The 13197-nt window shown below is 74.0% G+C and carries 12 protein-coding genes and 1 pseudogene; 4 read left to right on the top strand and 9 right to left on the bottom strand.

Going from position 1 to position 13197, the window contains the following annotated elements; translation table 11 throughout:
- Nucleotides 1–53: 53 nt before the first annotated feature.
- Nucleotides 54–890 carry a PaaX family transcriptional regulator gene (locus HII36_RS36940; protein ID WP_328808052.1) on the top strand — a complete coding sequence of 279 codons (837 nt, stop codon included), beginning with the start codon at nt 54–56 and terminating at the stop codon, nt 888–890.
- Nucleotides 891–893: 3 nt separating this feature from the next.
- Here HII36_RS36940 and HII36_RS36935 read toward each other — a convergent pair whose 3' ends face one another.
- Genes HII36_RS36935 through HII36_RS36905 form a run of 7 tightly spaced genes read right to left on the bottom strand, consistent with a single transcriptional unit; the run spans nt 894 to nt 8347 of the window.
- Nucleotides 894–1367: a DUF3237 domain-containing protein gene (locus HII36_RS36935; RefSeq protein WP_173527965.1), complete on the bottom strand. Its 474-nt coding sequence runs from the start codon at nt 1365–1367 to the stop codon at nt 894–896.
- 13 nt (nt 1368–1380) lie between these two features.
- A complete protein-coding gene (locus HII36_RS36930) occupies nt 1381–2163 on the bottom strand; it encodes an ATP-binding cassette domain-containing protein (RefSeq protein ID WP_173527964.1) in 783 nt (260 codons plus the stop codon).
- A 23-nt stretch (nt 2164–2186) separates the two neighbouring features.
- Nucleotides 2187–3152 carry an ABC transporter ATP-binding protein gene (locus HII36_RS36925; protein WP_173527963.1) on the bottom strand — a complete coding sequence of 322 codons (966 nt, stop codon included), beginning with the start codon at nt 3150–3152 and terminating at the stop codon, nt 2187–2189.
- Nucleotides 3149–4009 carry an ABC transporter permease gene (locus tag HII36_RS36920; protein WP_217370435.1) on the bottom strand — a complete coding sequence of 287 codons (861 nt, stop codon included), beginning with the start codon at nt 4007–4009 and terminating at the stop codon, nt 3149–3151. Before HII36_RS36920 ends, HII36_RS36925 begins: the two co-directional genes overlap by 4 nt.
- Nucleotides 4006–4983: an ABC transporter permease gene (locus tag HII36_RS36915; RefSeq protein WP_217370434.1), complete on the bottom strand. Its 978-nt coding sequence runs from the start codon at nt 4981–4983 to the stop codon at nt 4006–4008. Before HII36_RS36915 ends, HII36_RS36920 begins: the two co-directional genes overlap by 4 nt.
- Complete coding sequence (locus tag HII36_RS36910) at nt 4953–6614, bottom strand: ABC transporter substrate-binding protein (RefSeq protein WP_173527962.1); 1662 nt, start codon at nt 6612–6614, stop codon at nt 4953–4955. The genes HII36_RS36915 and HII36_RS36910 overlap by 31 nt, the downstream gene beginning before the upstream one ends.
- A 35-nt stretch (nt 6615–6649) precedes the next feature.
- On the bottom strand, nt 6650–8347 hold the full coding sequence (locus tag HII36_RS36905; RefSeq protein WP_173527961.1) for a CocE/NonD family hydrolase: 1698 nt from the start codon (nt 8345–8347) through the stop codon (nt 6650–6652).
- 106 nt (nt 8348–8453) lie between these two features.
- Here HII36_RS36905 and HII36_RS36900 point away from each other — a divergent pair, with 106 nt between their 5' ends.
- From HII36_RS36900 to HII36_RS59335, 3 genes are all read left to right on the top strand, one after another.
- A complete protein-coding gene (locus tag HII36_RS36900) occupies nt 8454–9035 on the top strand; it encodes a TetR/AcrR family transcriptional regulator (protein ID WP_173527960.1) in 582 nt (193 codons plus the stop codon).
- Nucleotides 9036–9088: 53 nt separating this feature from the next.
- Nucleotides 9089–10546 carry an amidase gene (locus HII36_RS36895; RefSeq protein WP_173527959.1) on the top strand — a complete coding sequence of 486 codons (1458 nt, stop codon included), beginning with the start codon at nt 9089–9091 and terminating at the stop codon, nt 10544–10546.
- A gap of 132 nt (nt 10547–10678) precedes the next feature.
- Nucleotides 10679–11056, top strand: coding sequence for an STAS domain-containing protein (locus HII36_RS59335; RefSeq protein ID WP_173527981.1), 378 nt, complete (start codon nt 10679–10681; stop codon nt 11054–11056).
- 20 nt (nt 11057–11076) lie between these two features.
- Here the strand turns inward: HII36_RS59335 and HII36_RS59330 are convergent.
- Nucleotides 11077–11439, bottom strand: a pseudogene (locus tag HII36_RS59330) (ATP-binding protein); the annotation flags it as partial.
- A gap of 67 nt (nt 11440–11506) precedes the next feature.
- Nucleotides 11507–13197: SpoIIE family protein phosphatase (locus HII36_RS36880; protein WP_173527958.1), on the bottom strand; the 1691-nt coding region annotated here is incomplete at its 5' end.

Genomic DNA, 13197 nt, shown 5'->3' with positions numbered 1-13197 from the left:
TTTCGACCTCCGTCAATGTTTTGCCGAACATCGGAATCCTCTACCCTCGTCTCGTGACGCTCAGCGACGAGATCGAGCAGGCCCAGGGCGCGGGCGTGCGCCCGCAGTCCCTCATGTTCAGCTTTCTCGGCATCTACCTGCTGGGCCGCGACGGCGCCGCCGTCTACTCGGGCAGCGTCATCGACGTCTTCGCCCGCCTGGGCCTGTCGGAGGAGGCGGTGCGCTCCACGCTCACCCGCATGGTCAAGCGGGGCCTGCTGGCCAGACGGCGCCAGGGCCGCAAGATGTACTTCGGGCTGACCGAGCACGCCACGGCCGTCCTCGACGACGGGCGCAGGCGCGTCTGGGAGACCGGCGCGGTCAACCGCGACTGGGACGGCACCTGGACCCTGGTCGGCTTCTCCCTGCCCGACAGCCGCCGCAGCACCCGCCACGACCTGCGCTCCCAGCTCGCCTGGGCAGGGTTCGGCCCGGTGCAGAGCGGCATGTGGATCGCCCCGGGCACGAGAGACGTCGGCGGCATCGTCGCCGCGCTCGGCCTGCGCGACCACGTCACCGTGCTGGCCGCCCGCGCGCTCGCCCCCACTGAGTCGGCCGACCTGGTGCGCAAGGCGTTCGACATCGACCAGATCGCCGCCCGCTACCTGGCCTTCCTCGACCGCTGGGACACCACGCGGCCGATGCCCGCGCTGCCCGACGACCTGGCGCGCCAGCTCCTGCTGCACACCGACTGGCTGCAGCTCGTCCGCCAGGACCCGCACCTGCCCGCCGAGCACCTGCCGCCCGGCTGGCCGGCCATCCGGGCCGAGCAGGTGTTCCGCGAGCTGGCCCGGGCCTACGAGCGGCCGGCCGCGGCGCTGGCCGCCGCCGTCCTGGACGAGCTGCCCTGACGCTCAGGAGAGCGCGTACATGCGGATGGCCACGACGTCCTCCTCCCCTCGGGCCAGGCCGACGAACACGGTCTCGGCCAGCCACCGGTGCGCCGGGGCGTCGGTGCGGAAGACCGGCGAGGTGCGGTAGTACACCCCGGCCGCCGAGACGCGCAGGCCCGCGTCGTGCTGGTCGGGGCTGCCGGCCCGCTCGCGGTAGTAGCCGCGGTTGACGATGTCGATGATCGCGCCGTCGTCGGCCTGCAACAGGTAGCGGGCGTCGAGCTGGCAGACCCGGCCGCGGGTGCTCGACCAGTCGCCGCCGCCGGGCAGCACCGTCCCGGTCAGCCGCGGCCCCGTCACGGTGCCGCCCACGATCGGGGTGAACTCCAGCAGTTCGCCGTCGCCGTGGCCGACGTGCCTGGTCGGCGACAGCTCGGCGCGGATCTCGAAGGCGAAGGTCAGTTCCGGCGCGAACGATGCCGGTGGCTTGGGCACGGAGGGCTCCTTCTCAGGTCAGGCCACGGCGGGGCGTCCAGCCCCGCCTGGGCACGCTGTCGAGCAGCGCGCGGGTGTAGGGGTGCTCGGGCGCGCTCAGCACGCGTTCGACCGGGCCGCGCTCGACGACCCGGCCGCCGCGCATGACCGCGACGTCGTCGCAGACGTGCCGGACGATCCCGAGATCGTGGGTGATGAACAGATAGGCCACACCGGACCGGGCCCGGATTCCGGCCAGCAGCGTGAGGATCTGGGCCTGGACCGACACGTCCAGGGCGGCCACGGCCTCGTCCAGGATGAGCACGCGGGGCCGCACCGCCAGCGCGCGGGCGATGGCCACGCGCTGGCGCTGGCCGCCGGACAGCGATCGCGGCAGCGCGTCCGCCTGCCGCCCGTCCAGCCCGACCTGGTCGAGCAGCTCGGCGACGCGGGCCCGGAGCGCGGTGCCGGACAGCCGCTCGTGCAGGGCCAGCACCTCGCCGATCGCGTCACGCACCCGCTGCCGGCGATCCAGCGAGGAGTACGGATCCTGGAACACCATCTGGATCTCCCCGGCCCGCCGCAGCCGGTCCCCGCGCCGCTCGGCGCGGGTCACGCCGGACACCGAGACGCGGCCCGAGGTGGGCCGCTCCAGACCGGCGATCATCCGGGCGGTGGTGGTCTTGCCCGAACCGGACTCGCCCACGACGGCCAGCGAGCCGCCGTCACGCAGGGTCAGGCTGACGCCGTCCACCGCGACGAAGCCGCCGTAGGTCTTGCGCAGGTCGTCGGCCTGGAGGAGTGGGGTGCCGGTCATCGGGGGCTCCATTGCTCCTGGGCTCATCGGGGCTCCTCGGCGAAGTGGCAGGCCGCGACGTGCTCGCCGCACACGCGCGGTTCCGGGCGGTCGGCCCGGCACACGTCCCGGACGTCCGGGCAGCGCGGGGCGAACGCGCAGCCGCCGGCCACCTCGAACCCCGACAGCGGCCGGCCCGCGATGGCCCGCAGCGGCCGGTCGGCGTCGCCGAGGTCGGGACGCGAGGCCAGCAGCGCCCGCGTGTACGGGTGGGCGGCGTGCTCGCGCAGCCGCCCGGCCGGCAGGTCCTCGACGGTCGAACCGGCGTACATGACGCAGATCCTGTCGCAGACGGCGGCGGCCAGCGCCAGGTCGTGGGTGATGAACAGCAGGGCCAGGCCGCGTTCCGCGCGGGCCTCGGCGACGATGGCCATCACCTCGGCCTGGGTGGTGACGTCCAGCGCGGTGGTCGGCTCGTCGGCCAGCAGCAGCCGGGGCTCGCCCGCCAGCGCGGCGGCGATCATGACGCGCTGCAGCAGCCCGCCGGACAGCTCGGACGGCCGCTGGCGCAGCCGGCGCGGCGCGTCGGCGATGCCCACCTCGCGCAGCAGCGCGGTGACGGTGGCCGTGGCCGCGCGCGGGCGCACGCCCCTGGCGGTGATCAGCGCCTCGGTCAGGAAGTCGCCGACCGTGCGGACCGGGTTGATGTGCGCGCGCGGATCCTGGAAGATCATCGCGACGTCGTGCGTGCGCAGCCGGCGCAGCCGAGCCGGGCTCATGCCGGTGACCGGCTCGCCGTCGAACAGCACCTCGCCGGCCACCCGCGCGCCGCCGGGCAGCAGCCGCAGCACCGCGCGGGCGGTCAGCGACTTGCCCGACCCCGACTCGCCGACCAGGCCGAGCGCGCCGCCCGGCGGGACGGCCAGGTCCACCCGGTGCACCACGGCGCGCTCACGCCCGCCGGACGGCAGCGTCAGCCGCATGCCGCGCAGTTCCAGCAGCGGGGTCATCGTTCCTCCCCGAGTACGCGCCGGGACAACGCGGTGCCCAGCAGGTTGTAGGCGACGACGAAGACGGCGATCGCCAGGCCCGCGAACAGCGACTGCTCGACCCGCCCGGCCAGGATCCCGGCCGACCCGTTGGCCACCATCAGCCCCCACTCCGGCGTGGGCGGCTGGGTGCCGAGCCCGATGAAGGAGAAGGCGGCGATGTCCAGCATGGTGTAGCCGAAGGACGTGGTGACCTGCACCAGGATGAGCGGCGCCAGGTTCGGCAGCACGTGCCGCAGGCAGATGCGCCAGGCCGACATGCCCAGCATGTCCAGCGCCGCGACGTACGGCAGCGCCAGCTCGCGCAGCGCGGCGGCCCGCACCACCCTGGCCACGTACGGCAGGTACGCGATCGACAACGTCGCCACCGCCACCCACAGCCCCGGGCCGAACATGGCCGCGCCGACCACCGCGAGCACCAGCCCGGGAAAGCCGAACACCACGTCGAGCAGGCCGGAGATGGCCCGGTCGTACCAGCCGCCGAGCCAGGCCGCCGACACCGCCAGCGCGGTGCCGGCGACGCCCGCGACGAGAGTGACCAGCGCGGGCGCGAGCAGGCTGAGCCGCGCCCCGTGCAGCAGCCTGGACAGGATGTCGCGGCCGACGTCGTCGGTGCCCAGCCAGTGCGCCGCCGACGAGCCCTGGTAGACCGCCAGCGGATCGACCGCCTCCGGGTCGTACGGCGCGATCAGCGGCGCGGCCGCGGCGGCCAGCACTATCAGCGCGACCACCGCCCCGGCCGCGACCGGCGTGCCCCCACCGGGCGCCAGGCCACGGACCGGTGCGGCAACCGCGTGCCCGCTCATCGGATCGCTCATCTGGCCGCCCCCAGCGGCACCCGGTGGTCCAGCGCGGTGGCGACCAGGTCGACCAGCGTGTTGATGACGACGAACGCCGTCACGGTGAGCAACGCCACCGCCTGCACCACGGCCAGGTCCTGCTTGGCCGCGCTCTGCACCAGCAGCGCGCCGAGTCCGTTGATGCCGAACGCCTGCTCCACCACCGACGAGCCGGCGATGAGCGCGGCCACCGCGACCCCGGAGACGGAGAAGATCGGCGCGGCCGCGTTGCGCAGCACGTGCTTGCGCAGCACCACCCGCTCGGGCACGCCGCGCGCCCGCGCCGTCTCCACGTGCTCGGCGCGCAGCTCGGCCCGCACCGCCGAGCGGGTGACCTGCGTGACGTAGGCCAGCCAGGACGCCGCCAGCGCCAGCGCGGGCAGCGTCAGATGCTCGATCCGCCCGGCCAGGCCCTGGCCCGCGCCGTAGGCGGGGAACCAGCCCAGCCGCACCGACAGCCCCCAGGTGAGCAGGACCGCCATCACGAACACCGGCACCGCCATGAGCGTGGTGGTCACCACGGTGACCGCGGTGTCGGCCCACCGGCCGGCCAGCGAGGCCGCGGTGCCGAGCGCGACGCCGGGCACGATGATGAGCAGCGCCGCGTACCCCACCAGGAACACCGTGTTGCCGGCCCGGTCGGCCAGCAGGTTGGCGACCGAGTCGCGGTACGACAGCGACTGACCGGCGTCGCCCCGCAGCATGCCGGTCAGCCAGCGCCAGTAGCTCTGCAGGAACGGCTCGTCCAGGTGGTAGTCGCGATGGATCCTGGCCAGCAGCTCCGCGCTCGGCGGCTTGCCGCCGCCGACGAGCAGCGTGGCGGGGTCGCCGGGGGCCAGGTGGAGCGCGCCGTAGATGGCGACGCTGGCCACCGCGAGCGTGGCCGCCAGCGACGCCGCCCGCCGGGCCACGAACCGCACGATCACGACGTCCCGCCGAGGTGGGCCGCCCACGGCATGCTGATGTAGGCGAACGAGGCCGGTACGCCGGTGATCCGCTTGTTCACGAAGACCCGCTCGTACGGACCGGCCACGGTGAGCAGCGCCAGGTCCCGGGTGTAGATGGCCTGCGCGGCGGCGAACCTGGCGGCCGAGTCGGCGGCGTCCGACGCGCCCTGCGCCTGCGCCAGCAGCTCGCTGACCTTCGGGTTGCGGTAGCCGGTCCAGTTGAACATGGAGCCGGGCGTGGTCAGCAGCGGCACGTACGAGACCGGGTCGGGCACCTGGACGTAGCCCAGCACCATGGTGGCGTCCAGGCCCTGGCGCAGCGACGGGTCGTAGAACAGCCCGGACATCTGGGTGGGCTGGAGCTGCTTGATCGACACGTCCAGGCCGATCTGCTTGGCGCCGGCCTGCAGCAGGGTCAGTATCTGCAGCGACTGCTGGTCGCCCGCGCCCATCGCGACGTTGATCGTGCGCCGGCCCGGGTTCGCCTGCTCGACGAGTTGCCTGGCCTTGGCCAGGTCCGGTTTCTGCACGTCGGGCAGGGCGCGGTAGGCGTCGGCGTACACCTGGGACGCCTCGCCGTGTTGCCACACCAGCGGCGGGATCACGGTCTTCAGCGGCTCGGCGGCGCCGTCGTACACGCTGCGCACGATCGCCTGGCGGTCCAGCACCAGCGACAGGGCGTCGACGATCCTGCGGTCGGCCAGCGGCGAGTCCGGGCCCGTCGCGCCGATGAACACCGTCTGCGTGGACGGCCCGTGGTAGACGGTGCCCGCGCCCGAACCGGCCAGCGCCTTCGCGGCGGTGGAGGGCAGTTCGTAGCTGCCGTCCACCTGGCCGGACAGCAGGGCGCTGGTCAGCGTGTTGGCGTCGGTGATGAAGGTGAACGTGAGCGCGGCGGCCTTGGGCCGGAGCGCGGCGTCCCAGTAGCGGTCGTTGCGCACGGCGGTGATCGACTGCCCCGGCTTCCAGCTCGACAGCTTGAAGGGGCCGGTGCACATGAGGCCGCCGCGCGCGGTGCCGTACGCGCTGCCGGCCTGCTTCATGTACGCCGCCTCGCTGATCGCGCCGAACCCGCTGACCAGGAACTTGGTGAACAGCCGGTCCGGCCGGTGGAACCTGACCGTCACCTGGTGCGGCCCGGTCGCGGTGATGTCGCGCACGCTGTCGAGCACGGGCGCGTTGACGCTCTGCACCGCCGGGTCGCGCTGACGGGTCAGGCTGGCCACCACGTCCGCGGCGGTCATCGGGTTGCCGTTCCAGAACGTGACGTCCTTACGCAGGTCGAGCACCAGCGTCTTGGGATCGGGGCTGCGCCAGGCGGTGGCCAGCCCCGGGCCGGCGGAGTAGTCGGCGTTCAGCCGCAGCAGCGAGTCGCACAGGTTCACCTGCACCGTGCTGGGGGAGTAGTCGCCGGCCTTGGCCGGGTCGAGCGTGGTCGGCTCGCCGGTCGGCAGGTTCCACGTCACGGTGCCGACCTCGCTCGTGGCGGCGGGCGTCATGACGGTGAGCTTCACCTCGCCCGGCGGCGCGGCGGCCGGGCCGGCGGGGCCGGCGGAGCAGGCGGACAGCGCCAGCGCGGCGGACACGGCGGCGGCCCGCAGGATTCGTGGCCGGACGGTTCGTGGGGGAGCGTGCATGGAGGGCTCCAGGGGGTGGAGTGACGTTCAGCGGGTCAGCGAAGCGGTTCGTCCAGGACGGTGAGGGTGAGCGCGGCCGCGGCCGGGCCGCCGACGCGCAGGGTCTGGGTGCTGGGCTTGGCCGACACCGTGGTCCAGGGGTTCTCCCCGGTCCCGGAGGCGGGCAGGTAGAGCGGGTAGTCGCTGCCGGCGAGGGTGAGCGCGAGCCGGTGGCCGGGGCGCAGCCGGTAGCCGGTGTGTCCCAGGTCGACCTCGACGACCTCGGGCGCGTCGGCGGTGCGCACGTTCGCCTCGCCGCGCACGATCATGCGGGCGGCGCCGTCCGGGGCCAGGTCGAGCACCTTGGCGAAGACGTCGAAGACCGGCGCGGTGCTGGTGACGGCCAGCCGCAGCGTGACAGGACCGGCCAGGTCCAGCGGCTCGCGCAGCGCCGGCCCGGCGAAGGCCAGCACGTCGGCGCGGCCGGCGGTGCCCGACTCGTCGGGGTAGGTACGCAGGTAGGCGAAGGAGTCGGGGACGGCGGACGGCACCAGGTCGTCCGGGTCGTACACCCATGCGGCGGACTCGGGCTCTCCCGGTTCCTCCGCGAGCGTCCCGCCGGGCAGCGGGCCCGCCGCCGCGGCCGCGTCCGCCAGGAACAGGGTGGCGGCCCGGGCGCCGGGCGGCGGCCAGGCCGGCGCGGTGTGCCAGCCGTCGTGGGTCAGCTCCCACCTGACCTTGTCGAGCCCGGCGGCCGGCCGCTCGCCCTTGAGGAAGACGTCGAAGAAGTCGAGCGCGGGGCCGACGTAGCCGGGCAGCATGCGCTCCAGCGCGGCGGCGTCGGCGTTGTGGTCGTCCTCGGGCGCGATGGGGGCCAGGGCGACGTCGTAGTTCTCGTGGTCGACCGCGCCGGCCCACAGGTACTGCACCGCGTCCCAACCGGGACGGCCGGCCAGCGCCAGGTAGTCGCGCAGGTGCGGCAGGCGCAGGTTGTCGAACCAGCCGACGCAGTGCAGCACCGGCACCGGCCGGGCGTCGTAGGGGTGACGGCCCAGCGGAGTGCTGATCCTGGCGCGGTGCGGGGCGATCACGTCGAACCAGACCGAGCGCTTGCCGATGGCGCGGAAGGCCTGCTCGTACTGCTCGATGACCGGGCGGACGGCGCGGTCGGGCTCGAAGACGTAGCTGTCGTTGTCCACCCAGTGATGGGCGAAGTACTCCACGCCCTCCAGCCAGAGCGCGGCCCTGACCGGCGGCGCGGCGGCGTCGGCCGGCTCCAGCGAGGCGGCCAGGTCGGTGGCCGTCATGCGGGGCACGATCGCGCGCAGCGCCGGATGCTGGGCGGCGACGGCGGCCCACTGCGTGTAGCCGTAGTAGGAGTCGCCGAACATCCCGGCCGTGCCGTCCGACCAGGGCTGCTGGACGATCCAGTCGATGGTGTCGTAGCCGTCGTCGGCCTCGGTGAGAAACGGCACGGTGTGGCCCTCGGAGCGGAACTTGCCCCGGACGTCCTGCACCACCAGCGCGTAGCCGCGGGCGGTGAACATCGGGGCGGCCTGCTCGAAGAAGACGTAACGGCTGTTCTTGTCGTAGGGCAGCCGGACCAGCACGGCGGGGAAGACGGACCCGCCGGCGGCGTCGGCGGGCAGGTGGACGTCGGTGGCCAGCCTGACCCCGTCGCGTACGCGCACCAGGTGCCGGCGGGCGTCCCCGGCCTGCGGCGCGGCGGTGATCCGGTCGAAGGCGAGTGTCATAAAACGCACTCCAAGGAGATGAAACAGCGTTATGTAACACTGTTGTATGACAACATTGCATCTCCGTGTTCATCGGGTCAACACCCCCGCATTAAGGTTTGGTGACATGCCGATCGAGGTAGACGAGGTCCAGCGGCTCAACGAGATCGCCGCGGCCACCATCGAAGTCGCCCGCCAGCGCGGCGTCCGCGCGGTCACCATCCGGGCCGTCGCCCAGCAGCTCGGCGGCTCCACCGCGATGGTCACCAACTACGTGTCCAGCCGGGCCGCGCTTATGTACAACGCGCTGCGCCGGGCCGAGGAGGAGTGGGAGCACGACAAGCGGGACTTCCTCGACGGCGCGGAGGGCGAGGAGCGGCTGCGCTCGCTGGTGCGCTGGATGTGCACGACCGATGACGACGACGACATCCTGCGCCGGCTGCTGATCGAGATCGCCAGCTCCGAGAAGGGCGCCGCGGCCGAGGGCATCCAGCGGGCCTCGCGCGGCCACCGCGAGGAGATCGCGGCCGCCGTCGCCGAGGCGGGCACGCCCGCGCCCGCGCTCACCGCCGACATCCTCTACCTGCTGCTGCGCGGCTACTGGCTGGCCACGCTGGAGGACGCGGAAGGCTGGCCGTCCGAGCGCGGGGCGGCCGCCGCGCTGGCGGTGCTCGACCTGCTGGAGCGGGACCAGGGGCTGGCCAGATGACACAACGGCGTTGTATAACGTCGTTTCATCATCCCCCCGCCACGAGGTGACACATGGAACAGCGCACTGAACCGGCCGAGCTCTGGCAGTGGCCGGCCACCGGCCTGGCGGCGGCCATCCGAGCCGGTGACGTCTCCGCGGTCGAGGTCATGCGCTCCTGCCTGAGCCGCATCGAGCAGACCAACCCGCGGCTCAACGCCCTGGCCGACGTCTTCCCCGACGAGGCGCTGGCCGACGCCCGCCGCGCCGACGAGGCGGTCGCGGCCGGCGAGCCGCTCGGGCCGCTGCACGGCGTCCCGGTCTCCACCAAGATCAACACCGACCAGCGCGGCCGCGTCACCAGCCACGGCCTGGCCGCCCTGGCCCACGGGCCGGCCGCCGCCGACTCCGCCTGCGTCGCCGCGCTGCGCCGGGCCGGCGCCGTCCTGGTCGGCCGCAGCAACGCGCCGGCCTTCTCCTACCGCTGGTTCTCCAGCAACGACCTGCACGGACGCACGCTCAACCCCTGGCACCCCGGCCGCACCCCCGGCGGCTCCAGCGGCGGCGCGGCCAGCAGCCTGGCGGCCGGGATGACCCCGCTCGCCCAGGGCAACGACATCGGCGGATCCATCCGCTACCCGGCCGCGTGCTGCGGCGTCGTCGGCATCAGGCCCACCGTCGGGCGCGTGTCGGACTGGGCGCCGCCCGCCTACGCGCTCGTCGGCGGGGAACAGGTGCCGCTCGACCTGCCGCCCACCGTCCAGGGCTGGGCCGTCGAAGGGCCGCTGGCCCGCGACGTCGCCGGCGCCAGGCTCGCGCTGCGCGCCATGACCAGCCCCGACCTGCGCGTCCCCTTCGGCGTGCCGGCGATCCCCGACCGGGTGCCGCCCGCGGGGCCGGTCAAGGTGCTCGTCGTGCGCGGCGAGGCGGCCTGCCACCCGGGCGTCGCCCAGGCCGTCGACACCGCCGCCGCCCACCTGGCCCAGGCCGGCTACGCGGTCGAGTACGACGACGGCGCCGCGACCCGCCTGCTCGCCGAGGCCGCGCGCATCTGGTCGCTGCTGATCTTCGAGGACTTCCGTCCCACGCTCCCGGTGGCCAGGGAGATCGGCGACGAGGCGATCAAGACGTCGCTGGCCTACTCGTTCGCGGCGGCAACGCGGGTGTGGGGCGAGCGGCCCACGCTGGAGACCTACATCCAGGGCTGGTCGCGCCGCGGCACCCTGATCACTCGGCTGCAGGAGCTGCTCGGCGGCGACACCCTGCTGCTCACCCCGGTCAGCACCGAGCCGCCGTTCGAGCACGAGGCCGACACCGCGAGCCCCGACCGGGCGGCCGAGCTGATCGCCGCGATGTGGCCGATGACCGCGGTGCCCGCGCTGGGCTTTCCCGCCGCCACCGTGCCGACGTCGTTCGCCGACGGGCTGCCGGTCAGCGTGCAGCTGATCGGCGGGCGCTTCGAGGAGGAGCTGATCCTCGACGCCGCCCAGGCCGTCGAGGACCGCGCGCCCGCCTTCGTGCCGCCGCTCTGAACCCGAGGGGAAACCTTGCCGTGCGGCCAGACCTCGCTCACCTGATGTCGGCGGAGGCCCGCCTGCGGGTAGACGCTGTCGGCATCCCGCGAAGAGGCGGCGGGGCCGGAACCGACACGGATAGAAGCCGCCATGACAGGGTTGTCGATCATCACCGAGCGGCACGACGGGTTCGTGGTGGTGCGCCTGGCCGGCGAACTCGATCACGGCAACCGCCTCCCGCTGGTGCGGGCCCTCGAGCGGTTGCTCGGCGACACCCCGAGGATCGTGGTGGACACCTCCGGGCTGCGCTTCTGCGACTCCCACGGGCTCTGGACGCTGATCGCCTGCCAGCGGCGGGCCGAGGCGCGCGGCGGCGGGCTGCGGCTGATCGGGGTGCACGGGCCGCTGGCGCGCCTGCTGATCGTCACCCCAGCTGGTCGACCTGTTCCCACCGTACGCGGGGCTCTCTCAGGCCGCTCGCTGGCCGGGTCGCCGCTGACGCGGTGCTCGCGCCCGGCGGTCCGGTAACGCATGTGCAGGCGCAGCCGGGAGCAGCCGCCCGGGTGGTCGAGCACGGTCTCGTCGCACAACTGCCTGATCAGCCACAGGCCGTAGCCGCGGGTGGCGACCGGGGGCGGGGACGCCCCGTGCATGAACAGGTGGGCCGCGGTCAGCGTGCCCGCCGGGTCGATCACTTCGACGCAGACGCCGTGCTCGTCGCTGCCGATGACGAGTGTCCCCGTTCCTCCGCCGTGGTCCAGTACGTTGTCGGCCGCCTCGTTCACGGCCAGCACCAGGTCGTCCAGACGGGCGCCGGTCAGGCCGGCGGCGGCCGCGCGCCTGGTCAGTACGTCGCGTAACAGACCAAGGTCTCGGGTGATGGGGAAGCGAAGCGAGGGCTCTCCGCTCATGATCATCTCCCGCCGTGGTATGGCTGCCTGCCCCACTGCCCAGGACGCGGCCGGATATGCATCACGATCACTCGTTCGCGCCAGGCAGCCGCAACGCCAGCAGGGCGATGTCGTCGGTGCGCGGAGACGGCGCGCAGGCGAGCACCTGGTCGCAGAAGTCCTGCACCGGCAGGCGGGCGAGCGTCGCGGCGTGCGCGCGCAGCCGGTCGAGCCCGGTGTCGAGATCGCTGCCGGGCACCTCGACCAGCCCGTCGGTGTAGAGCAGGAGCGTGCTGTCGGACGGCAGGGCCACGGCGGCGTCGTGGCGCGTGGCGTCGTCGAGGTGGATGCCGAGCAGCAGGCTCTGGCCCTCCTCCAGGTAGCGGGCCCGGCCGTCGGCGGTGACGAGCAGCGGCGGCAGGTGCCCGGCGCTGCTCCAGCGCAGCACCCGGTCGCCGGGCCGCCCGTCGGGGCCGGGCTCCGGCGGCTCGATGCGGGCGAGCACGACCGAGGCGGTGGGCGCGTCGGAGGCCACGGCCATGACCTTGTTGAGCCGGTCGAGTATGAGGCTGGGCGGCTCCTGGTGGTCGCAGGCCAGGGCGCGCAGCATGTTGCGCAGCTGGGCCATCTGCCCGGCCGCCTCCAGGTCGTGGCCGGCGACGTCGCCGATGACCAGGGCGGTGACCTCGTCGGGCAGCAGGAAGGCGTCGTACCAGTCGCCGCCGACCTGGGAGCCCGCGGGCGCGGCGAGATAGCGGGCGGCCAGGCTCAGATGGTCGGGCTGCGGGAGGGGAGTGAGCAGGTGGCGTTGCATGGTCTCGACGATGTCGCGCTGCTGGCGGAAGAGGCGGGCGTTGTCGGCGGCGAGCCCCGCGTCGCGCCCGATGTCGGCGATCAGCTCCAGGTCGGCGCCGGTGAAGGGGTTCTCCGGGCCGGTACGTGCGACGGTGAGCGCGCCGAGCACGCGCCGCGGCGTGCGCAGCGGCGCCACGATGGCGGAGACGCCGCCGAGTGCGGCGAACAGGGCCTGGTGCGCGGCGGCCAGCGGCCCGTCGGGCGCGGCGTTGATCTGCTCGGGCCCGAGCAGCAGCGCCGGCTCGCCGCGCAGCACGCGCACCAGCGGCGAGGACGACGGCCCGGACGGCGGCGGGGGCAGGGTCTCGTGCCAGGGCGGGTCCTCGGGGTGGCCGGCGGCGCTGGTGACGGAGAGCCGGTGCAGCTCGCGCGGCCCGAGGTGCAGGTCGACGACGGCCCAGTCGGCCAGACGGGGCACGAGCAGGTGGCCGAGCCGGGTCATGGCCTCGCGCACGTCGAGGGTCCTGCTCAGCACGGTGCTGGTCTCGGTGAGGAGCCTGAGGTGCTCGGTGAGCCGCTGGGATCGGGCCAGCCGGTCGGCCTGGCGTCCGGCGGCCTTGAGCTGCTCGGCGATGTCGACGAAGACGACGACCACGCCGATGAGCCGGCCTTCCCCGCGGATCGGTGAGGCGCGCCAGATGACGGGGAGCAGGTTGCCGTCGCCGGTGGCGAAGGTGGCCAGCTCGCTGCGCATGCTGCGGCCCTGACGCAGGGTCTGGACGAGCTCGCAGGTGTCGCGGGGCGGCACGGTGCCGTCGAGCCTGCGGTGCAGGCGTTCGTGCGCGTCGGCGCCGAGCAGGCCGGCCGGGTCCTGGCGGAGCAGTGCGGCGGCCTGGGGGTTGATCCAGGTGAGGCGGCCGTCGAGGTCGGTGAGGTAGACGCCGACGCCGGTGCTGGTGAGCGCGGCGTGCAGGAGGGCGGGGT

Source organism: Nonomuraea antri (assembly GCF_013283785.1).
GTDB classification, from domain to species: Bacteria; Actinomycetota; Actinomycetes; order Streptosporangiales; family Streptosporangiaceae; genus Nonomuraea; species Nonomuraea antri.
This window is presented reverse-complemented; position numbering and strand designations above follow the sequence as displayed.